The sequence below is a fragment of the Streptomyces sp. BK340 genome, from assembly GCF_007827595.1.
Lineage (GTDB): Bacteria > Actinomycetota > Actinomycetes > Streptomycetales > Streptomycetaceae > Streptomyces.
The window spans coordinates 575,435-595,612 of record NZ_VISR01000002.1 but is presented as its reverse complement, the minus strand read 5'-3'; the positions used below and the strand labels follow the sequence as shown (position 1 = coordinate 595,612).

General features: G+C 70.5%; 17 protein-coding genes, 1 tRNA gene and 1 pseudogene. 8 read left to right on the top strand and 11 right to left on the bottom strand.

What is annotated here, in order from left to right:
* The first annotated feature begins 90 nt into the window (after positions 1-90).
* From FB157_RS06020 to FB157_RS06010, 3 genes are all read left to right on the top strand, one after another.
* Entirely contained in the window at positions 91-1,107 is a 1,017-nt protein-coding gene (locus FB157_RS06020) for an SGNH/GDSL hydrolase family protein (protein WP_186581362.1), read from the top strand.
* Positions 1,108-1,232: 125 nt separating this feature from the next.
* A complete protein-coding gene (locus FB157_RS06015; protein WP_145876641.1) occupies positions 1,233-2,453 on the top strand; it encodes an acetyl-CoA C-acetyltransferase in 1,221 nt (406 codons plus the stop codon).
* A gap of 299 nt (positions 2,454-2,752) precedes the next feature.
* The gene (locus FB157_RS06010; protein ID WP_186581375.1) at positions 2,753-3,565 is read left to right on the top strand and encodes a hypothetical protein; all 813 of its coding nucleotides are present in this window, start codon (positions 2,753-2,755) and stop codon (positions 3,563-3,565) included.
* An 11-nt stretch (positions 3,566-3,576) separates the two neighbouring features.
* On the opposite strand, the gene FB157_RS06005 is transcribed toward FB157_RS06010, so the two are convergent.
* Positions 3,577-3,888, bottom strand: a complete 312-nt coding sequence (locus FB157_RS06005; RefSeq protein WP_186581361.1) for a hypothetical protein — start codon at positions 3,886-3,888, stop codon at positions 3,577-3,579.
* A 99-nt stretch (positions 3,889-3,987) separates the two neighbouring features.
* Between FB157_RS06005 and FB157_RS06000 the strand changes: the two genes are divergently transcribed.
* Positions 3,988-4,218 carry a DUF4287 domain-containing protein gene (locus FB157_RS06000; protein ID WP_145876637.1) on the top strand — a complete coding sequence of 77 codons (231 nt, stop codon included), beginning with the start codon at positions 3,988-3,990 and terminating at the stop codon, positions 4,216-4,218.
* An 85-nt stretch (positions 4,219-4,303) separates the two neighbouring features.
* On the opposite strand, the gene FB157_RS05995 is transcribed toward FB157_RS06000, so the two are convergent.
* Entirely contained in the window at positions 4,304-5,158 is an 855-nt protein-coding gene (locus tag FB157_RS05995; protein WP_145876636.1) for a Bax inhibitor-1/YccA family protein, read from the bottom strand.
* 146 nt (positions 5,159-5,304) lie between these two features.
* The gene (locus FB157_RS05990; protein ID WP_145876634.1) at positions 5,305-6,531 is read right to left on the bottom strand and encodes a 4-hydroxybenzoate 3-monooxygenase; all 1,227 of its coding nucleotides are present in this window, start codon (positions 6,529-6,531) and stop codon (positions 5,305-5,307) included.
* 259 nt (positions 6,532-6,790) lie between these two features.
* Here FB157_RS05990 and FB157_RS05985 point away from each other — a divergent pair, with 259 nt between their 5' ends.
* Positions 6,791-7,696: an NAD(P)H-binding protein gene (locus FB157_RS05985; RefSeq protein WP_145876632.1), complete on the top strand. Its 906-nt coding sequence runs from the start codon at positions 6,791-6,793 to the stop codon at positions 7,694-7,696.
* A gap of 40 nt (positions 7,697-7,736) precedes the next feature.
* Here the strand turns inward: FB157_RS05985 and FB157_RS05980 are convergent.
* Positions 7,737-7,820, bottom strand: a tRNA-Leu gene (locus FB157_RS05980).
* 391 nt (positions 7,821-8,211) lie between these two features.
* Here FB157_RS05980 and FB157_RS05975 point away from each other — a divergent pair.
* Both FB157_RS05975 and FB157_RS05970 read left to right on the top strand, forming a co-directional pair.
* On the top strand, positions 8,212-8,982 hold the full coding sequence (locus FB157_RS05975) for an ABC transporter ATP-binding protein (RefSeq protein ID WP_145876629.1): 771 nt from the start codon (positions 8,212-8,214) through the stop codon (positions 8,980-8,982).
* Positions 8,982-11,510, top strand: a complete 2,529-nt coding sequence (locus tag FB157_RS05970) for an ABC transporter permease (RefSeq protein WP_145876628.1) — start codon at positions 8,982-8,984, stop codon at positions 11,508-11,510. Before FB157_RS05975 ends, FB157_RS05970 begins: the two co-directional genes overlap by 1 nt.
* A 53-nt stretch (positions 11,511-11,563) precedes the next feature.
* On the opposite strand, the gene FB157_RS05965 is transcribed toward FB157_RS05970, so the two are convergent.
* Complete coding sequence (locus FB157_RS05965; RefSeq protein ID WP_145876626.1) at positions 11,564-12,853, bottom strand: cyclopropane-fatty-acyl-phospholipid synthase family protein; 1,290 nt, start codon at positions 12,851-12,853, stop codon at positions 11,564-11,566.
* 267 nt (positions 12,854-13,120) lie between these two features.
* On the opposite strand from FB157_RS05965, the gene FB157_RS05955 reads away from it, so the two are divergent.
* The gene (locus tag FB157_RS05955; protein WP_186581360.1) at positions 13,121-13,750 is read left to right on the top strand and encodes a hypothetical protein; all 630 of its coding nucleotides are present in this window, start codon (positions 13,121-13,123) and stop codon (positions 13,748-13,750) included.
* Between the two features lie 11 nt (positions 13,751-13,761).
* Here FB157_RS05955 and FB157_RS05950 read toward each other — a convergent pair whose 3' ends face one another.
* The 6 genes and pseudogenes from FB157_RS05950 to eno form a co-directional block, all read right to left on the bottom strand.
* Complete coding sequence (locus tag FB157_RS05950) at positions 13,762-14,517, bottom strand: hypothetical protein (protein ID WP_145876623.1); 756 nt, start codon at positions 14,515-14,517, stop codon at positions 13,762-13,764.
* 164 nt (positions 14,518-14,681) lie between these two features.
* The gene (locus FB157_RS05945; RefSeq protein ID WP_145876621.1) at positions 14,682-16,061 is read right to left on the bottom strand and encodes an NAD(P)/FAD-dependent oxidoreductase; all 1,380 of its coding nucleotides are present in this window, start codon (positions 16,059-16,061) and stop codon (positions 14,682-14,684) included.
* A 444-nt stretch (positions 16,062-16,505) separates the two neighbouring features.
* Positions 16,506-17,408, bottom strand: coding sequence for a Ppx/GppA phosphatase family protein (locus FB157_RS48235; RefSeq protein WP_261386189.1), 903 nt, complete (start codon positions 17,406-17,408; stop codon positions 16,506-16,508).
* A 258-nt stretch (positions 17,409-17,666) separates the two neighbouring features.
* Positions 17,667-18,068: pseudogene (locus tag FB157_RS48230) on the bottom strand (DUF501 domain-containing protein); the annotation flags it as partial.
* Positions 18,069-18,096: 28 nt separating this feature from the next.
* Positions 18,097-18,573 (bottom strand): septum formation initiator family protein, encoded by a 477-nt coding sequence (locus tag FB157_RS05935; RefSeq protein ID WP_145876617.1) that lies wholly within the window; start codon positions 18,571-18,573, stop codon positions 18,097-18,099.
* Between the two features lie 98 nt (positions 18,574-18,671).
* Positions 18,672-19,958, bottom strand: coding sequence for a phosphopyruvate hydratase (eno, locus tag FB157_RS05930; protein WP_145876615.1), 1,287 nt, complete (start codon positions 19,956-19,958; stop codon positions 18,672-18,674).
* Positions 19,959-20,178: the final 220 nt, after the last annotated feature.

The window sequence follows — 20,178 nt, the reverse complement described above, 5'->3', positions numbered from 1 at the left end:
GGCGCGGGCGTTCACTCCCCGTTGAGATTGACGAACGGGCTGTACGGGGCAAGGAGTGGATGTACGGCTACGAGGAGGTGGCGGCGACGCATGACGAGCATGTCGAGGGCGAGGGTGGCCCGGCGCATCGCGGCCGGAGCGGCGTACGGCGGTGGCGGGGTCGGGCTGGTCGGGGCGGCCGCCGTCGGCCTGCTGCTGGCGGAGGTGCGGCTGGCCCGGCGCCACGTGGGCAACGGCAGCGGCGGACGGGTGCCGGTGGCCGAGGGCGTGTACGGCACCTCGTACGGCCTCCCCGGTGAACCGCCGCTCAGGCTGAGCATGCTCGGCGACTCGACGGCGGCCGGGCAGGGTGTGCACCGGGCGGGACAGACACCGGGGGCGCTGCTGGCGTCGGGACTGTCCGCGGTGGCGGAGCGCCCGGTGGAGCTGCGGAACGTGGCCCTGCCGGGGGCGCAGTCGGACGACCTGGACCGTCAGGTGGCGCTGGTGCTCTCGTCCCCTTATCCGCTCCCCGACATCTGCGTGATCATGATCGGCGCGAACGACGTCACGCACCGGATGCCGCCGACGCGTTCGGTACGGCACCTGTCGGCGACGGTACGGCGGCTGCGCACGGCCGGCGCGGAGGTGGTGGTCGGCACGTGTCCCGACCTCGGCACCATCGAGCCGGTGCAGCAGCCGCTGCGGTGGCTGGCCCGCCGGGCCTCGCGGCAGCTGGCGGCGGCGCAGACGATCGGGGTGGTGGAGCAGGGCGGGCGGACGGTGTCGCTCGGTGATCTGCTCGGGCCCGAGTTCGAGGCGAATCCCCGGGAGCTGTTCGGGCCGGACAACTACCACCCCTCGGCGGAGGGGTACGCGACGGCGGCGATGGCCATACTGCCCACCGTGTGTGCGGCGCTCGGGCTGTGGCCGGAGGAGGAGCGGCCCGACGTGTCCCGCCGCGAGGGCTTCCTGCCGGTCGCACGGGCTGCGGCGGAGGCTGCGTCGGAGGCGGGCACGGAGGTCACGGCGGCGATGCCCACCGGTCCGCGCGGGCCGTGGGCCCTGCTCAAGCGCAGGCGGCGGCGCCGGGTGCCCGAGGCCGAGCCCGCGGCTCCGTCCCCGTGACCGGCAAAGCAAGCGCTTAGTAAATTGCGGCCAGTGTCACACCGTGACACCGGTGACCTGGGCCATACGTACGGGTAACTTCCCAACCGGCCCTGCCAAACACCGTCAGCCCACCTGGAGCCGTGATGCCCGAAGCCGTCATCGTCTCGACCGCCCGCTCCCCCATCGGCCGCGCCGGCAAGGGTTCCCTCAAGGACCTGCGCCCCGACGACCTGACCGCGACCATCATCCAGGCGGCGCTCGCCAAGGTCCCTGAGCTGGACCCGCGGGACATCGACGACCTGATGCTCGGCTGCGGCCTCCCCGGCGGCGAGCAGGGCCACAACCTCGGCCGCATCGTCGCCGTGCAGATGGGCATGGACCACCTGCCGGGCTGCACGATCACCCGTTACTGCTCCTCCTCGCTGCAGACCTCCCGCATGGCCCTGCACGCCATCAAGGCCGGCGAGGGCGACGTCTTCATCTCGGCCGGCGTCGAGACGGTGTCCCGTTTCTTCAAGGGCAGCTCCGACGGCCTCCCGGACACGCACAACCCCTTCTTCGCCGAGGCCGAGGCCCGTACCGCCGCCGTCGCCGAGCAGGAGGGCACCACGTGGCACGACCCGCGTGAGGACGGGCTGGTCCCGGACGCGTACATCTCGATGGGCCAGACCGCCGAGAACCTGGCCCGCTGGAAGGGCGTCACCCGCCAGGACATGGACGAGTTCGGCGTCCGCTCGCAGAACCTCGCCGAGGAAGCCATCAAGAACGGCTTCTGGGAGCGCGAGATCACCCCGGTGACCCTCCCCGACGGCACGGTCGTCAGCAAGGACGACGGCCCGCGCGCCGGCGTCACCCTGGAGGGCGTGTCGGGCCTCAAGCCGGTCTTCCGCCCGGACGGCCTGGTCACGGCCGGCAACTGCTGCCCGCTGAACGACGGCGCGGCCGCGCTGGTCATCATGAGCGACACCAAGGCCCGCGAGCTGGGCCTGACCCCGCTCGCCCGCATCGTGTCGACCGGTGTCTCCGGCCTCTCCCCCGAGATCATGGGCCTCGGCCCGGTCGAGGCGAGCAAGCAGGCTCTGCAGCGCGCCGGCCTGACCGTCGACGACATCGACCTGTTCGAGATCAACGAGGCGTTCGCCGCCCAGGTGATCCCCTCCTACCGTGACCTCGGCATCGACATCGACAAGCTGAACGTCAACGGCGGCGCCATCGCCGTCGGCCACCCCTTCGGCATGACCGGCGCCCGCATCACCGGCACGCTCATCAACTCGCTGCAGTGGCACGACAAGCAGTTCGGCCTGGAGACGATGTGCGTCGGCGGCGGCCAGGGCATGGCCATGGTCATCGAGCGCCTCAGCTGACCTGATCCACCCTCGGTAGCCGAGCGGGTACGGAAGGTCAGGAATCGACCCAGAACCCGGAAAACACCCGGGTTCTGGGTCTTTTTGTGATCCAATCTCCCCCAGGATGTGACCTATCTCCCTCGCCGGAGGTATCGCTGCAGGTCAGCGCAGGTCAGCGCGGTGACGGGCGAAACCATGAGCCCAAAGTCCTGTCCGTTTCGTGACGTTACGCACTGACAGCTGCTTAGTCCGCCCTTCAAGCTGATGTTAGGAAGTCGGGGGTCGACTTTGAACCTGGGAGTACGTCAGTGAGCGCCTTGCCCATCGCCCTGCTGCTCACCACGGCCGCCACGGGCGCCGTGGGCGTCGCCGTCCTGCGCACCGTGCTGAAGCTGCGCCGCCAGCTCGCGGAGCTGCAGGCCCAGCTCGCCGAGAACCAGGCCGCCGCCCTGGGAGCACTGCTGCCCGCGGCCCGCACGGCCGCCGACACGGACGAGATACGCGCGGCCGTGGCCGAGGCGCTCGCCGAGGAGCGTGAGCGCGAGCTGGCCGAGGCCCGTGCGTTCTGGGCCGCCCAGGAGGCCCGTGACGCCTCCGACGCGCCCTCTCTGCTCGGCCTCCCCGAGAACGACCTGTTCCTGCCCCGGCAGGCCGACTTCGCCGGTCTGGAGCCGCTGGAGCCGGCGGCCGAGCCGTCCACGGAGGCCGACGAGTTCTCCCCCAAGGACTTCGTCCAGGGAGCCGCCCCGACGGACTCACCCGAGCTGGCCGCGGCCCGCCGCCGCCACCCCTCGCACCCCGACTTCGTGCCGGTGCAGTCGCCCGCCGTGAACGACCACGAGCGCACGGTGACCACACTGGAGCAGCTGGCCGCCGACCAGGTCGAGCTCTCCGACGTACGCCCCGGCCCCCTCGGCACCCTCGACGTCTACGTCTTCGCCGACGGCACGACCCTGTGCATGACCCCCGGCCACCGTGAGACGGCCGAGCACCTGGCAGCGGCCCTGCGCAAGGGCGAGACCCCGTACCTCCTCGGCGGCTCGGGCATCTCGGGCGCCTACACCCTGACCTTCGCCTGCGGCAAGGACACGGTCTACATCCTGGCCGACCGGGTCATCGCGTCGCTCTGACGGCTCCGACGTCAGACCCCGGCTCTTTTACGGGCCTCCTCCACCAGCTCCACGGCCTCGGTGACCTGGTCCGCGTTCTCCAGCAGCACCGCCAAGTCGTGCCCGGCCACCATGATTTGGTCGGCTGCCGCGAACATGCCGGCGTCCGGCATCTCCCGGGGCTCCGCGGCGGGCTCCTCCAGCAGCTGTGCCCGCCGTGAGAGTTCCCTGGCCACGGCCAAGGCCTCGGCCGCGGCGCCGCGTTGGAGCCGGCTCTGCGGAGCCGCCCGCAACCGGTCGGCGAAGTGATCCACTGCTCGGGTCAAGGGCGTCGTATCAACCACGCGCCGAGCGTAACGCGCCGCACTGTTGCCAATACGCGAACGCTCAGGCACGGTGACGTGAAGGACCGGCTTACATCCCCTTTGCGTTCGGAGGCGCCGATGTCCCAGCTCTTCTCCGAGGAGACCCACCGCAATCTGCTCGCCCGCATTCCGCACTGCACCGGCCGCGAAGTCTCCGACTGGCTGCGCACCGTTGAAGAAGGCCCCGCCCTGTTCCGCTTCGAGGAGAAGGTCAGCTGGCTCCGGCACGAGTACGACCTCGCGTACGGCCACGCGAAGGCGCTCGTCCACGAGTACGACCTGAGGAGGGCAGCCCGCAAGCTGCTCTGAGACACCGAGAGGGCCCCGGCACCACGCGGCTGGCAGCCGCAAGTGGTGACAGCCCGGGGCCCTCTCGTACGACCGGCGTGTCGGCTTAGTCGTTGTTGCTGAAGATCGCCACCAGCCGCAGCATCTCCACGTAGATCCACACCAGGGTCATGGTGAGGCCGAACGCGGCGAGCCAGGATTCGCTGCGCGGGGCGCCGTAGGCGATGCCGTCCTCGATCTGCTTGAAGTCGAGGGTCAGGAAGAACGCGCCGAGCACGATGGCGATGATGCCGACGATCGCGCCGAGCGGGCCCATGCTGCGCAGGCCGCCGTGCTCGGCCACGCCGAACGCGACCAGCAGCAGGTTGACCGCCATGACGAGGACGAAGGCGATGGCGATGGCCATGCCGATGCGGGCGTAGCGGGCGGTGACGCGGATCCAGCCGGCCTTGTAGATCAGCAGGGTCGCGGCCGAGACCGCCATGGTGCCGAGCACCGCCTGGAAGGGCGCGCCGCTCCAGCGGCTGTTGTAGATCTCGCTGATGACGCCGAGGAAGATGCCCTCGAAGGCGGCGTAGCCCAGGATGAGCGCGGGCGACGGGGTGCGCTTGAAGCTCTGCACCAGTCCCAGGACCATCGCGATGATCCCGGCGCCGAAGGCGAGGCCGTAGCTGGTCGTGGAGACCGGCAGCAGCACCCAGGCGAGGACGGCGCCGACGGCGACCGTGCCCAGCGTGAGGGCCGAACGCATGACGACGTCGTCCATCGTCATCCGGCCGGTGGTGGCCGGGGCCTGCGGCGGAGCGCCGACACCCTGCTGGCCGTAGGGGTTCTGGGCGTAGGGGTTCTGCGCGTACGGGTTGCCCTGTGCGTACCCGGCCTGCGCTGCGGTGTTGAAGCCGGCGTAGCCGTTGTCGCGGCTGAACCCCCGTCGCGAGAAGACCGGGTTGCTGCTCCTCATTTCACTCCTCCATGGCCGCCGTGCGGGGCCTCGGCCTCAAGAGTAATGGATTGGCAAAGGATCGACCGTGATACCTGGGAAGGATCTTTCCCCTGCCGTGCTGCGCAACACGCTAACCGGAAGGCTCATTCCCGGCCATGGGCCGCTCAGTCCAAGGAGAAGCCGGTATAGGCCTCGGCCAGATCGGTCTCGGCCGCGCGGGAGGTGGCGATCCGTTCCAGCCGGGCCAGCTGGAGGCGGGCGTCGAAGTCGGTGGCGTCCGGGGCGCGATGGAGCAGGGTCGTCATGTCGTAGGAGAACCGTTCGGCCTGCCAGACGCGGCGCAGGCAGGTCGTCGAGTAGGCGTCGAGGAGGCCGGGGGAGCCGGTCTCCCGCTGGTGGACGAGCGCCCGGACGAAGGTCACGGCGTCCCCGACGGCCAGGTTCAGCCCCTTCGCACCCGTGGGCGGCACGATGTGGGCGGCGTCACCGGCGAGGAAGAGCCGGCCGTGGCGCATCGGTTCGTGCACGAAGGAGCGCATGGGGGTGACGGACTTCTGGGTGATCGGGCCACGCTCCAGCGTCCAGCCGTCGTCGGTCGCCGAGCGCGTCTCCAGTTCGGCCCAGACCGCGTCGTCGCTCCACTCCTCGGCCCTCGCGTCCGCCGGCACCTGGAGGTAGAGCCGGGACACGAAGGATTCGACGGAGAGCGGAGCGGCTTCCCCGCAAGGGCGCCGGCGGGCGACGGGCGGACGCATGGACAGCAGGGCGAAGCCTCGGTCGTGGCGGGCGTAGACCAGTTCGTCGTGCGAGGGGGCGACGTCGGCGAGGACGCCGAGCCAGGCATAGGGGTACGACCGTTCGAACACCCGGGAGACGGCGGCCGGGAAGGCCTTTCTGGCCACGCCCCAGAAGCCGTCACAGCCGACGACGTAGTCGCACTCCAGCACGTCCTCGCGCCCTTGGTGCCGGAAGGGGATCCGCGGCCGGTCGCCCTCCGCGCCCTCGACGGCGAGGGCCTCCGCCCCGAACAGGAGCGGGCCGCCCTCCTCCAGCTGGAGGGCGATGAGGTCCTTGCAGACCTCCGTCTGGGCGTAGACCGTCACGGACCGCCCGCCGGTGAGCCCGGGGAGGTCGACGCGATGACGCCGTCGGCCGAAGCGCAGTTCGATGCCGTCGTGCCTGAGCCCCTCCCGTTCCATCCGCCGTCCGGCCCCGGCCTCGCGCAGCACGTCCACCGTGCCCTGTTCCAGGATCCCGGCGCGCTGCCGGTGCTCCACGTAGGCGCGGTCGCGGCTCTCCAGGACGACCGAGTCGATGCCGGCGCGGTGCAGCAGCCGCGCGAGCAGCAACCCGGCCGGACCGGCTCCGATGATCCCGACGGTGGTGCGCATCGGCGGCCCCTTCCCTCTGACACGCATTCAGTTCGCCTGGTGAAATTTTCTTCACGCACTTGGGAGGGGAGTCTCCGGGCGCGGGCGTCGGGTGTCAACGGTCACGTCGGTGCACGGATCGGCGGGGCAGGTCGGTCGGGGGGCACGGTCTCCTCCGGAGGCCCCCTCCGCCGTACGAGCCTATGCTCCAGATGCCCGGGGCCGAAGCGACGACGCGATTCCCCCCACTGTGTCCGGCCCCTCGGAAGGAGATCGACCGATGGCTTCCAGCGACCTCGTCCTCATCGCCAACGCCGGTGACGTCGGCCGCACCGCCCTGGGGCAACTGCGCGCGCAGGGCGTGCCCGTGCGCGTGATGGTCCGCCGCGACGACGAGCGTGCCGCCGCGCTGCGGGCGCTCGGCGCGGAGGTCGTGCTCGGTGATCTGACCCGGCCCGAGAGCGTCGCGGGCGCCCTGAAGGGTGTGCGGAGCATGTACTTCGCGATGCCCGTGTCACCGGACCATCTGCTGGCGGCCACCGTGGTGGCGAGCGTCGCCCGGGAGCACGGAGAACTGGACGGCCTGATCGACATGTCCCAGATGACCGTCTCCCAGATGACCGCCACCAGCACCTCCGAGTCGAACCAGCAGCGGCTGCACTGGCTGGCGGAGCAGGTGCTGAACTGGTCGGGCCTGCCGGTGGTGCACATCAGGCCGACGTCGTTCCTGGACAATCCGCTGTTCACCACGCTGGCGGCACGGTCGATCCGGGCGAACGGCACGATCGCGCTGCCGTTCGGCACCGGGCGCACCTCGCCGGTTGCCGTGGTCGACGTCGCCCGGGTGGTCGCCGAGGTGCTTCCCGACCCGGCGCCGCACATCGGGAAGGTCTACGAGCTGACCGGCCCCCGCACGCTCGACATGACGGAGATGGCCGAGGAGTTCTCGCGAGCGCTCGGGCGTCCGGTGACCTACACGGACATGCCCCTGGACCAGTGGCGGGAGGAGGTGCTCGCGAAGGCGGGCCTGCCGCCGCACACCGAACAGCACATCGCCACGATGGCACGGCTGCACCGCGAGAACCGCTACGACCGCGCCTCCGACGACGTCGAACGGGTGACGGGTGTCCCCGCACAGTCGGTCGAGACGTTCGTGGCCGCGCACAGGGATCTCTACCTCGGCTGAGCCCGAGGGCGGTCCGCAGCCTGTGCGGGGCGGCGGAAAGTGCCCGGAGCCGGACTTGAACCGGCACGCCCGCGAAGGGGCAGCGAGGTTTAAGCTCGCCGTGTCTGCATTCCACCATCCGGGCAGGCCATGGGCTCCGCTTCGATTTTTGAGCCTATCGGTGCGCATCCCTCGAACAGCGGAGGGGACGGCCCGATGTTGTCTTATTTTATTGACGTCTGAGGGTGCATCAGCCCATGGAACGAGCCATCCGCACTTGCCAATAGCGTGACGTGGCGTGGGCGCGTGCGTACGCGGAATGACGGAATTTCACCTACCGAACGAGGGCGGTCGTCCGGTTCTGGACCTTGCGGGCGTCAGGGTCGCCCGTCCTCCCCAGGTATGACTCGGGCCCGTTCCGTCCGACCGGAGTCGCCCCTCGGAACCGGATCAGCGACTGACTACACGGGCACCGGCGGCCGGGACGATGGATACGTCCCCACGAACCGACGTCGTCCCGACAGGAGCACCTTCCCGTGACCACCACACCCACCGCCGGCCGGACCACGGCCGTGGCCGCACGCGCCACGGAGCTGTCGAAGATCTATGGGCAGGGCGAGACCCGGGTGGTCGCCCTGGACCGGGTCTCCGTCGACTTCCGGCAGGCCGAGTTCACCGCGATCATGGGCCCGTCCGGCTCCGGCAAGTCCACGCTGATGCACTGCGTGGCGGGCCTGGACAACTTCTCCTCGGGGTCCGTGCGGATCGGCGACACCGAGCTGGGCTCCCTGAAGGACAGGCAGCTCACCAAGTTGCGGCGGGACAAGATCGGCTTCATCTTCCAGGCCTTCAACCTGCTGCCCACGCTGACCGCGCTGGAGAACATCACCCTCCCGATGGACATCGCGGGCCGCAAGGCCGACAAGGCGTGGCTGGACCAGGTCATCCAGATGGTCGGCCTCTCCGGGCGGCTCAGCCACCGGCCCTCGCAGCTGTCCGGAGGCCAGCAGCAGCGCGTCGCCGTCGCCCGCGCGCTCGCCTCCAGGCCCGAGATCATCTTCGGTGACGAGCCGACCGGAAACCTCGACTCGCGCTCCGGCGCCGAGGTGCTGGGCTTCCTGCGCAACTCCGTTCGGGAGCTGGGCCAGACGGTGGTCATGGTGACCCACGACCCGGTCGCCGCGGCCTACGCGGACCGCGTGGTCTTCCTCGCCGACGGGCGGATCGTGGACGAGATCCACGGCCCCACGGCCGACTCCGTGCTCGACCTGATGAAGCAGTTCGACGCGAAGGGCCGTACCAGCTGATGTTCCGCACCGCCCTGCGCAACGTACTCGCGCACAAGGCCCGGCTCCTGATGACCGTGCTCGCCGTCATGCTCGGCGTGGCGTTCGTGTCCGGGACGCTGGTCTTCACCAACACCATCTCCCAGGCCTACCAGAAGAGCTCCGCCAAGGGCTTCGACCATGTCGACGTCGCCGTCACGGCCAAGTACCAGGCCTCCGAGGGCGACAAGGTCGGCAAGACCCCCGAACTGACCCAGACACTGCTCGACAAGGCGGGCAAGGTCCCGGGCGCCGCCTCCGCCACCGGTGTCGTCACCGGCTTCACCGCGATCGCCGACAAGGACGGCAAGCTGCTCGGCGGCGGCTGGCAGTCCGAGGGCGGCAACTACTGGGGCACCAAGGACGCCCGCTACCCGCTGGTCAGCGGCCACGCGCCCAGCGGCAGGGGCGAGGTCCTGATCGACTCCAGGACCGCCGAGCGCGCCGGCTACAAGGTCGGCGACACCGTGCGCATCTCGGTCGACGGCCCGGTGCTCACCCCGCGCGTCAGCGGCATCTTCACCACCGACGACGGCAACGTGGCCGCGGGCGGCAGCCTCGCCCTGTTCGACACGCCGACCGCCCAGGCGCTGTTCGGCAAGAAGGGCGCGTACGACGAGATCGACGTGAAGGCGGCGGCGGGAACCAGCCAGACCGCGCTGCGGGCCGCGCTGAACCAGGCGCTGCCGTCGAAACTGGTGGAGACCACCACCGCCAAGCAGCTCGCCGACGACCAGGCGCGGGAGATCTCCTCCTCGATGAGCGGTCTGAAGCAGGCCCTGCTGGTCTTCGCCGGTATCGCCCTGTTCGTCGGCACGTTCATCATCGCCAACACCTTCACCATGCTGGTCGCCCAGCGCACCCGGGAACTGGCCCTGCTGCGGGCGGTCGGTGCCTCCCGCCGGCAGATCACCCGGTCGGTGCTGATCGAGGCGTTCGTGGTCGGCACCGTCGCCGGTGTGACCGGTCTGGTCGCCGGTGTCGGCATCGGCGCGGGGCTGCGGAGCCTGCTGAGCTCCTTCGGCGCGAGCGTGCCGGACGGGCCGCTGGTGATCACGCCGGGCACCGTCGTGGCCGCCCTCGCGGTCGGCGTCGTCATCACCGTGCTCGCCGCCTGGCTGCCGGGCCGCCGGGCCGCGAAGATCCCGCCGGTGGCGGCGATGAGCAGCGTGCACGCCCAGGCCACCACCAGGTCGCTGGTGCTGCGCAACACGCTCGGCGCGCTGTTCTCGGCGGCCGGTGTCGCGGTGGTCCTCATGGCCACCACGATGGACGCCGACGCCGCCGAGGGCCCGATGGGTCTCGGTGCGGTCCTGCTCATCATCGGCGTGTTCATCCTGACCCCGCTGCTGTCCCGCCCGCTGATCGCGGCCGCCGCCCCGGTGCTGCGCGTGTTCGGTGTCTCGGGCAAGCTGGCCCGCCAGAACTCGGTGCGCAACCCGCGCCGTACGGCGGCCACGGCGTCCGCGCTGATGATCGGCCTGACCCTGATCACCGGTATGACGGTGATGGCGGGCAGCCTGCAGACGTCGATCGACAAGATGGCCAGCTCGGCGATCCGTGCCGACTACGTCGTCTCGATGGCCAGCCGCAGCCCGCTCTCCCCCGACGTGGCGAAGAAGATCGCCGCCGACTCCGACGTCACCGCCAGCAGCCCGCTGCGCAACGCGGTGTCCCGCGTCGACGGGCAGACCGAGTTCCTGACCGGGGTCAACGGCTCGGCCATCAGCGAGCTGACGGACCTCAAGGTGTCCGACGGCACCTTCAAGGTCGGCGGCGCGCAGGTGGTCGTGGACCAGGACCGGGCCAAGGACTACGGCTGGAAGGCCGGTTCGCGGTTCACCGTGCACTACGAGGACGGCAAGGCGCAGAAGCTGACCGTCGCCGGGGTCTACGAGGGCAACGACATGCTCAACGGGATCATGATCGACAACAGTGTCCTCACCCCGCACCTGCGCGACGCCTCGGACATGCAGGTCATGGTCAAGACGGCGGACGGCGCCTCCGATTCGGTCAGGGACCGGCTGGAGAAGGCGCTCGGCTCCAACCCCGCGATCAAGGTCCAGGACAAGCAGGACATCTCCAACGACATCGCGAAGATGTTCACGACGATGCTGAACATGCTCTACGGCCTGCTCGGCATGGCGGTGATCGTCGCGGTCCTCGGCGTCATCAACACCCTGGCCATGTCGGTCTTCGAGCGCTCCCAGGAGATCGGCATGCTCCGCGCGATCGGCCTGGACCGGGCCGCCGTCAAGCGGATGGTCCGCCTGGAGTCCCTGGTGATCTCCCTGTTCGGCGGCGTGCTCGGCATCGGTCTGGGCGTGTTCTTCGGCTGGGCGGCCGGTGAGCTGCTGGGCACGAAGATGGCCACGTACGAACTGGTCCTGCCCTGGGGCCGGATGGCGGTCTTCCTGCTGCTGGCCGCGGCGGTCGGCATCCTGGCCGCCCTGTGGCCCGCCCGGCGCGCGGCCCGGCTGAACATGCTGACGGCGATCAAGGCCGAGTAGCCGTACGACGGACCAAGGGCCCCGCTCCGGTACGGAGCGGGGCCCTTGCCGTCTCAGGAGTTCCAGGTGCGGGTGCGCAGCGGCAGGCCGGACCCGCCGGACTCCGGGGTGCGGACCGCCAGGACCTGGTTGACGCCGATGCGGTTGTGTTCGAAGGCGAGCGCGCTGGCGGCCATGTACAGGAGCCAGACGCGGGCGCGGCCCGGGCTGGTGAGGCGGACCGCGCGGTCCCAGTCGGCCTCCAGGCCGGCGACCCACCGGCGCAGGGTGCGGGCGTAGTGCTCGCGGATCGACTCCACGTCCCTGACCTCGAAGCCGGCGCGCTCCAGCTGGGTGACGGTGGTGCCGATCGGGGCGAGTTCGCCGTCCGGGAAGACGTAGGCGTCGATGAACGGGTCGGTCTCGTACCCGGATTCGTCGTGCTGCGGGCGACGGGCGATCTGGTGGTTGAGCAGCCGTCCGCCGGGCTTCAGCAGGGCGTACAGACTGCGCGCGTACGCCAGGTAGCGTTCGGCGCCGACGTGTTCGGCCATGCCGATGGAGGAGATGGCGTCGTAGGGGCCGTCCACGACGTCCCGGTAGTCCTGGACCCTGATCTCCACCCGGTCGGTCAGACCCTCGTCCGCGACGCGCTTACGGGCGTACGCGGCCTGTTCCTGCGACAGCGTGACCCCGACGACGCTCACGCCGTGCTCACGGGCCGCATGGACGGCCATCGAACCCCAGCCGCAGCCGACGTCGAGCAGCCGCTGCCCCTCCTTCAGGCCGAGCTTGGCGCAGACGAGTTCGAGCTTGTCGCGCTGGGCGGACTCCAGGGTGCCGCCGTCCTCCCAGTACGCGCACGAGTAGACCATCGACGGTCCGAGGACGATCGCGTAGAAGTCGTTGCCGACGTCGTAGTGGTGGCTGATGGCCTCCTTGTCGCTGCGGCGCGTGTGCAGATGACGGCGCCGGCGGACCTCCTCGCGCGGCGGGGCGGGCGGGATCGGCGGCCCGACGAGCCGCAGCAGCTCTCGCGCGGCGGCCCGTACTTCGGGGTCGCGCAGTGCCTGGGCGAGGCTGCGGGAGTCCTCCCCGCGCTCCCACACCAGTCCGGCCACGGCGTCGAGCGCGGTGTACAGGTCGCCCTCGATGTCCAGGTCTCCGGCGACCCAGGCACGGGCGAGGCCCAGCTCGCCCGGTTTGAACAACATGTGACGCAGGGCGCGGCGGTTGCGCACGACGAGCGTCGGCGCGTCCGGCGGACCCGCCTGTGACCCGTCCCAGGCTCGTAGCCGCACCGGGAGCGGGACTCCCAGCATCTGCTCGGCAAGACTCCTCAGCCGCGACGCGGCTTCGGCCATGGCGCACCTCCGGTGAAAGGAATCGGCTGCCCGCCGGATCGTCTCCGTCCGGCCGGCAGGGAAACGACCCGGCACGCCGACGTCATTCCCCTCCGCACGCTCCTGCCGACACGACGGCCGAACCATCACACTCCCGCGTTAGCGCCGGGGACCGCGTTCGGTCAAGTCACGAGATCCAGGGTCATGCCCCGCTTGCCCAACAAGAGGCTAATAGAGGCAGAACATCCCGTTTACTCCCCTCTCTCCCACTTCTGGATGTGAACTCCCATGACCCGTCCCGCCAGGTTCCGACGTCTTGCCCTGCTCGCCGCTTCGACCACCGTGATCACCGGCGGCGTGCTGCTGCCCACCAGTGCCTTCGCCGCTCCGTCGACGCCCCCGGCAGCCGCCACGGCGGCCGTCGCCGACGCCGCCGCACACTGGACGCAGACCACCGACGACCCGAGCGGCGTCACGGCCGAGCTGCCCGGGGACGCCCAGATGCAGAAGTGCACCGTGAACGGCATCCAGGGCCGCGCCTACCAGGTGGCCACCGACTACGGTGCCATCGGCTTCGTGGTCTACGACGCGCCGGGCGGCGGTGGCCGGTGGGACCTGCGGGGCAGCCTCAAGAACGCGCTGGACAACTACAACAAGGGCTCCCGGTCCGCCGACGAACGGCTCACCGCTCACGACGTCCGGGACAGCACCACGGACGCCGGCCAGCCGGTGGTCGACGCGGCCCTGTCCGCCCGTGACGGCACGGCCGGCCACACCCGCTTCGTCGATCTCGGCGACCACATGGTCCAGATCCTGGCCATCGGCACCAAGGACACGCGGAAGACCATGGACGCGGACTACCGGCAGTTCCTCAGCAGCCTCCAGCTGCCGAGCGGCACCACCACCCGGTCCCTGTGACCCGGCGCCCGCTACAGGCGGCTCAGCATGAGCGTGAGGGCGTGCACCGCCTCCTCGCGGTCGCGCCCCTGGCCGCCCGAGCGGGCGACGGTCGCCTGCATCAGGACCTGCCCTTTGCGGCCGGTGAGCTGTGTGTAGTACTCGTCCAGCTTCAGGCCCGTCTCGTCGACGACCTGGTGGCCCTCCTCGCCCGCGACCTCGTCGAAGCCCTTCAGGCCCGGAACGTCGACCGCCCTCACGTCCTCCCACTTCTGCTTGCTCGCGGAGTCGTACTCCGTCCGGCATCGCCGCGCGTCCATGCGGAACCGGGTGATGCCCGCAGCGGCGGACGCGGCGTTCCGGTGGACGATGACCGTCGACGTGTTGACGACCCTCCGGTCCGGGCTCTGTGCGTTGCGCTCCAGCGCGGCCAGCATGTTCACCGGTGTCTGCACCACGAGGTAGCAGCTGGCGTCGGCGACCGACTCCGTGACGTCGCCGGTCTCGTAGGGGGTGCTGCGCAGATATCCGGACCCCCAGTCCGTGGGCTTCAGGGCCACGCGTCTCGCGAGGTCCCGGGCCTGCGCGGCGGTCTCGACACGTTCGTGTGCCGGCTCGGGGCCGCCGAGCAGGATCACGAGCCCCACCGCGATCGCCACCACGGCGGCGGCAGCGCCGATGAGCGCGGGCGGCCTGAGCCACCAGGGGCGCCGGGGAGGCGGCTGACCGGAGCCGGGGACCCCGAACAGGGGGCCGGGTGGCGGGCCGAGCGGCGGTTGCGTGCTCACGTGGCTCCTGTACCACCCGCGCCGGGGATGCCGGGGCGGCGCGTGCAGAGATCACCCCACTGACGGCACGGTCGGCTCCCTGCGACGGTACGGCGCACACGACGAAGGGGCCGCCCGCACCACGGATGGCGGGCGGCCCCTTCGGGCTGTCGGACGACCGGAGGTCAGGAGGCCTTGGCCTTCGCCTCGGTCTTGGCGGCGGCGACCGGCGCCGGCTTGGCGGCCTCGTAGAACTCCTCGCGCGGGTTCTCCATGGCGCCGAGGGAGACGACCTCGCGCTTGAGGAACATGGCGAGGGTCCAGTCGGCGAAGACGCGGATCTTGCGGTTCCAGGTCGGCATCGCCAGACCGTGGTAGCCACGGTGCATGTACCAGGCGAGGCGGCCCTTGAGCTTGATCTTCATCTTGCCCATGACGATCATCGCCACGCCCTTGTGCAGGCCGAGACCGGCGACCGCACCCTTGTTGCCGTGCTCGTACTCCTTCTGCGGGAAGCCCCGCATACCGGAGATCACGTTGTCGCCGAGGACGCGCGCCTGGCGCAGCGCGTGCTGGGCGTTCGGCGGGCACCAGGCGTTCTCGTTGCCCGCCTTGCGGCCGACGAGGTCGGGCACCTGGGCGTTGTCGCCCGCGGCCCAGATGTAGTCGGTGCCGGCGACCTGGAGCGTGGGCTCGCAGTCGACGTGGCCGCGGGGGCCGAGGGGCAGGCCGAAGCGGGCGAGAGCCGGGTTCGGCTTGACGCCGGCGGTCCAGACGATGGTGTTGGAGTCGACCTCGAGGCCGTTCTTCAGCACCACGTGGCCGTCGACGCAGGAGTCCATGGAGGTGGAGAGGTAGATCTCCACGCCCCGGCTCTCCAGGTGCTCCTTGCCGTACTGGCCGAGCTTGGGGCCGACCTCGGGAAGGATCTTGTCGGCGGCGTCGACGAGGACGAAGCGCATGTCCTCGCGGGAGACGTTCTTGTAGTACTTGGCCGCGTCCCGGGCCATGTCCTCGACCTCGCCGATGGTCTCCGCACCCGCGAAGCCACCGCCGATGAAGACGAAGGTGAGCGCCTTGCGGCGGATCTCCTCGTCGGTCGTGGAGTCGGCCTTGTCCAGCTGCTCGAGGACGTGGTTGCGCAGGCCGATGGACTCCTCGATGCCCTTCATGCCGATGCCCTGCTCGGCGAGGCCGGGGATCGGGAAGGTGCGGGAGACCGCGCCCATCGCGATGACGAGGTAGTCGAAAGGCAGCTCGTACGCCTCGCCCACCAGCGGGGCGATCGTGGCGACCTTGCGGTCCTGGTCGATGGTGGTGACCCGGCCGGTGAGGACCTCCGCCTTCGGCAGCACGCGTCGCAGCGGGACGACGACATGCCGAGGGGAGATGCTGCCGGCGGCGGCTTCGGGGAGGAAGGGCTGGTAGGTCATGTACGACCGGGGGTCGACGACCGTGACGGTCGCCTCGCCGTAGCGCATCTTCTTGAGGATGCGCCGAGCTGCGTACAGGCCTACGTACCCACCGCCTACTACGAGGATCCTGGGACGCTCCGTGGTGCTCATGCCATCGAGTATCCACCCGGCCCGGGAGGGGTGCTCGTGCGCCCCTTCACAAGGTCCGACAGGCCCTGTGCTAAACTCCGCGACCCGCGTGACGCAGGTCATGGCGCCGAGGGTGAACACCTGGGCGGTCTGCCCCGTTGTCAAGGCCGCGTGAGCTGCCTCTCTGGGTGACCGGGGTGGTTGTGAGCACCTCGCAACACCCCTGGAGCACCCCCCTCCGGGCCCCTGCTCCACCCACCGTCTGAACATGTTCAAACAGCCTGGAAGCCCCCGGAAGGGCCAACCGGCCCCTTTTCCTGGTTCCGCGAGACGGAATTCCTTGTGAAGAACTTCACGAACTTTTCCGACCGGCCGTCACCGAGGGGCCCTCGAGGGCCCCTCAGTCCCGCTCAGACGTTATCCGACCTGCTCAGCCGACAGCTACCGACCAGTAACAAAAGAGAGCTACGCCACCGACCACGCGATGCCGTCGAGGATGTCGTGCTCGCTGACGACGACCTCCTCGGCCCCGGTCCGTTCCATGATCGCGAGCAGCACGAGGGCGCCCGCGCCGATGACGTCGACCCGGCCCGGGTGCATGGACGCGATCGCGGCGCGCTCGGCATGCGTGGAGCGCAGCAGCCGCTCGGTGATCTCACGGACGCGGTCGCGGGAGACGCGGGAGTGGTGGATGCGCGCGGAGTCGTACTCGGGCAGGTCCTGGGCGATCGCGGACACGGTGGTGACCGAGCCGGCCAGGCCGACCAGGGTCCGCGCCTCGCGCAGCGGGACGCTCTCCTCGGCCAGGTCCAGGGCGGCCTCGATGTCGGCCCGCATCGCGGCGATCCGCTCCGCGGTGGGCGGGTCGCTCACCTTGCCGTCCTGCACCAGATGCCGCTCGGTCATCCGCACGCAGCCCACGTCGACGGACCGCGCGGCCCGTACGCGGTCCTCGCCCACCACGAACTCGGTGGAGCCGCCGCCGATGTCGACCACCAGGTAGGGCTTGGCGAGGTCCTCGCGGCCCTTGAGCTCCTTCGTCGCACCGGTGAAGGAGAACTCGGCCTCCCGGTCGCCGCTGATGACCTCGGGCTCGACACCGAGGATGTCGACGACACCGCGCACGAAGTCGTCCCGGTTCTCCGCGTCCCGGGAGGCCGAGGTGGCGACGAACCGCACCTTGGCGGCGCCGAGTTCACGGATGACGTCCGCGTACTCGCGGCAGGCCGCGAAGGTCCGCTCCAGCGCCTCGGGCGCCAGCCGGCCGGTGCGGTCCACGTCCTGGCCGAGCCGCACGATCGTCATGCGCCGGTCCAGCTCCAGCAGCTCACCGGTCGCCGGGTTCACGTCGGCGACGAGCAGCCGGATCGAGTTCGTACCGCAGTCGACGGCCGCGACACGCGAGAAGCCCTCGGCGACCGGCGGCCTGCCGGCGAAGAAGCCGCTGCGGGCCTCGGCGGGGTCGAGGACCGCGCCCTCCTCGCCCGGGTGCTCGTCCGCCGGGTCGGGCGCCACGAGCGGCTGCACGCACGGCCCCTTGCGCCACCACTCCGGCAGCATGGCGATCGCCTCGTCGCCGAGCGGGTTCACGCCCGGGCCGGCGGCCAGCGAGTGGCCCACCAGCACGTGCAGGCACTTCACCCGGTCCGGCATGCCGCCCGCGCTCGGGAAGCCCTCCAGGACCTCGATCTCGTCCCGGCGCCGGATGTAGTCCTCGTGCGCGGCCCGGTACGCGGCGGCCAGCTCGGGGTCGTTCTGCAGCCGCTCCGTCATCTCCTTCATGACGCCGTCCGCCTCCAGCGTGCCGATCGCCGAGGCGGCGCGCGGGCACGTCAGGTAGTACGTCGTCGGGAAGGGCGTGCCGTCCGGCAGCCGCGGTGCGGTCTCCACGACGTCCGGCTGCCCGCACGGGCACCGGTGCGCGATCGCCCTCAGCCCGCGCGGCGGACGCCCGAGCTGCTGCTTGAAGGCCTCGACGTCCGCGTCGGTCGGCTCGGTACGCGGAGTGGGCGGCGGAGGCGTTTCCATGACTGTGTTCAGCTGTCTTTCTGTCGGTTCACTGGTCGGAGGCGTCGGACTTGTCGACCCCGTCCCAGACGTTCGCGTACCAGGGCCGGTGGGCGGCCCCGAGGTCGGCGCGGGACTGCTTGGCCGCGCCCGGGTCGATCACGACGTACCCGGTCTCACCGGGCATCACATAGTGCAGCCGGCGCCGGATCTGCTGCTCGGCATAGGCGTCGTCCTGCCAGCGCGCCTTGAGGTCGCGCAGCTGTTCGACCCGTTTGCGGGCCTGTTCCTGCTGCCGCTGCTGGTCGGCGATCTCGGCGCGCTGGGAGACGTACTGCCGCATCGGATAGGCGAGCGCGACGATCAGCGAGCACAGCACGAGCGCGAGCAGCGCCGCGCGGCCGGTGAGGCGGGAGCGGCGAGCCTGCCGCTTGGTCTGGGAGCGGTAGACGCGGGCCGCCGTCTGCTCGCCGAGCAGCTTGAGCCTGGTCGCGGTGGAGAACCGGTCCCGGTCCTTCACGGCCATGTCCCCGCCTCCCCTTCACGTGCGTACGTCCCCGCACACGGTACGGGACCGAGTACGGGGACGTACGTACGACTGGCTAAGGCTTAGCCCGAGATGGGTCAGCCCTTGAAACGGGGGAAGGCCGAGCGGCCCGCGTAGACCGCGGCGTCGTCGAGGATCTCCTCGATGCGCAGCAGCTGGTTGTACTTGGCGACGCGCTCGGAGCGGGCCGGGGCACCGGTCTTGATCTGGCCGCAGTTGGTGGCGACGGCCAGGTCGGCGATGGTGACGTCCTCGGTCTCGCCGGAGCGGTGGGACATCATGCACTTGAAGCCGTTGCGCTGGGCCAGCTCGACGGCGTCCAGGGTCTCGGTCAGCGAACCGATCTGGTTCACCTTCACGAGCAGGGCGTTGGCGGTGCCCTCCTCGATGCCACGGGCCAGGCGCTCCGGGTTGGTGACGAACAGGTCGTCGCCGACCAGCTGGACCTTGTCGCCGAGCTTGTCGGTGATGACCTTCCAGCCGGCCCAGTCGTCCTCGAACAGCGGGTCCTCGATGGAGACGAGCGGGTAGGCCGCCACGAGCTCCTCGTAGTACTCCGTCATCTCGGCGGCCGAGCGGGACTTGCCCTCGAACTCGTACTTGCCGTCCTTGTAGAACTCGGACGCGGCGACGTCGAGCGCGAGCGCGATCTGCTCACCGGGGATGTAGCCGGCCTGCTTGATGGCCTCGAGGATGAGGTCGAGGGCCTCGCGGTTGGAGCCGAGGTTCGGGGCGAAGCCGCCCTCGTCGCCGAGACCGGTGGACAGGCCCTTGCCCTTCAGGACCTTCTTGAGGGTGTGGTAGACCTCGGTGCCCCAGCGCAGGGCCTCGGAGAAGGACTCCGCGCCGATCGGGGCGATCATGAACTCCTGGATGTCCACGTTGGAGTCGGCGTGCGAGCCGCCGTTCAGGATGTTCATCATCGGCACCGGCAGCAGGTGCGCGTTCGGGCCGCCCAGGTAGCGGAAGAGCGGGAGGTCGCTGGCCTCGGAGGCGGCGTGGGCGACGGCGAGGGAGACGCCGAGGATGGCGTTGGCGCCGAGGGAGCCCTTGTTGTCGGTGGCGTCCAGGTCGAACATGGCCTGGTCGATCAGGCGCTGCTCGGTGGCGTCGTAGCCGACCAGCTCCGGGCCGATCTGCTCGATGACGGCGAGGACGGCCTTCTCGACACCCTTGCCCTGGTAGCGGTTCGGGTCACCGTCGCGCAGCTCGATGGCCTCGAAGGCACCGGTGGAGGCGCCGGACGGGACGGCGGCACGACCCGTGCTGCCGTCGTCGAGGCCGACCTCGACCTCGACCGTGGGGTTGCCTCGGGAGTCCAGGATTTCCCGGGCTACGACGACGTCGATGGACGGCACGAGCATCTCCTTCGTGGATGTGACGCTGGTTGTGCGGGGCTTGTGTGCCTTGCGCCTAGAGCCTAACCGTCCCAGGGGCGTCGGCCACCGACCGACCGTCCCGTGGACAGGGAGGAACAGGGAGACCGTACCTATTGTTCAGGCTCGGAACAAAGAGGCCTGCGGATGAGGCCCGGCCGAAGAGTGGGAAACGGGCGGGGAGACGGAGAGGAATCGGGGCGGGGAG

Excerpts from the sequence above, each read along its gene's own strand:
- FB157_RS05970 (WP_145876628.1), top strand. The coding sequence starts at position 8,982 with ATGTTCCGCACCGCCCTGCGCAACGTACTCGCGCACAAGGCCCGGCTC.
- FB157_RS05935 (WP_145876617.1), bottom strand. The coding sequence starts at position 18,573 with ATGGCCGTGAAGGACCGGGACCGGTTCTCCACCGCGACCAGGCTCAAG.
- FB157_RS06000 (WP_145876637.1), top strand. The coding sequence starts at position 3,988 with ATGTCCCAGCTCTTCTCCGAGGAGACCCACCGCAATCTGCTCGCCCGC.
- FB157_RS05985 (WP_145876632.1), top strand. The coding sequence starts at position 6,791 with ATGGCTTCCAGCGACCTCGTCCTCATCGCCAACGCCGGTGACGTCGGC.
- FB157_RS05990 (WP_145876634.1), bottom strand. The coding sequence starts at position 6,531 with ATGCGCACCACCGTCGGGATCATCGGAGCCGGTCCGGCCGGGTTGCTG.
- FB157_RS06020 (WP_186581362.1), top strand. The coding sequence starts at position 91 with ATGACGAGCATGTCGAGGGCGAGGGTGGCCCGGCGCATCGCGGCCGGA.
- FB157_RS05955 (WP_186581360.1), top strand. The coding sequence starts at position 13,121 with ATGACCCGTCCCGCCAGGTTCCGACGTCTTGCCCTGCTCGCCGCTTCG.
- FB157_RS06015 (WP_145876641.1), top strand. The coding sequence starts at position 1,233 with ATGCCCGAAGCCGTCATCGTCTCGACCGCCCGCTCCCCCATCGGCCGC.
- FB157_RS05945 (WP_145876621.1), bottom strand. The coding sequence starts at position 16,061 with ATGAGCACCACGGAGCGTCCCAGGATCCTCGTAGTAGGCGGTGGGTAC.
- eno (WP_145876615.1), bottom strand. The coding sequence starts at position 19,958 with ATGCTCGTGCCGTCCATCGACGTCGTCGTAGCCCGGGAAATCCTGGAC.
- FB157_RS05995 (WP_145876636.1), bottom strand. The coding sequence starts at position 5,158 with ATGAGGAGCAGCAACCCGGTCTTCTCGCGACGGGGGTTCAGCCGCGAC.
- FB157_RS05965 (WP_145876626.1), bottom strand. The coding sequence starts at position 12,853 with ATGGCCGAAGCCGCGTCGCGGCTGAGGAGTCTTGCCGAGCAGATGCTG.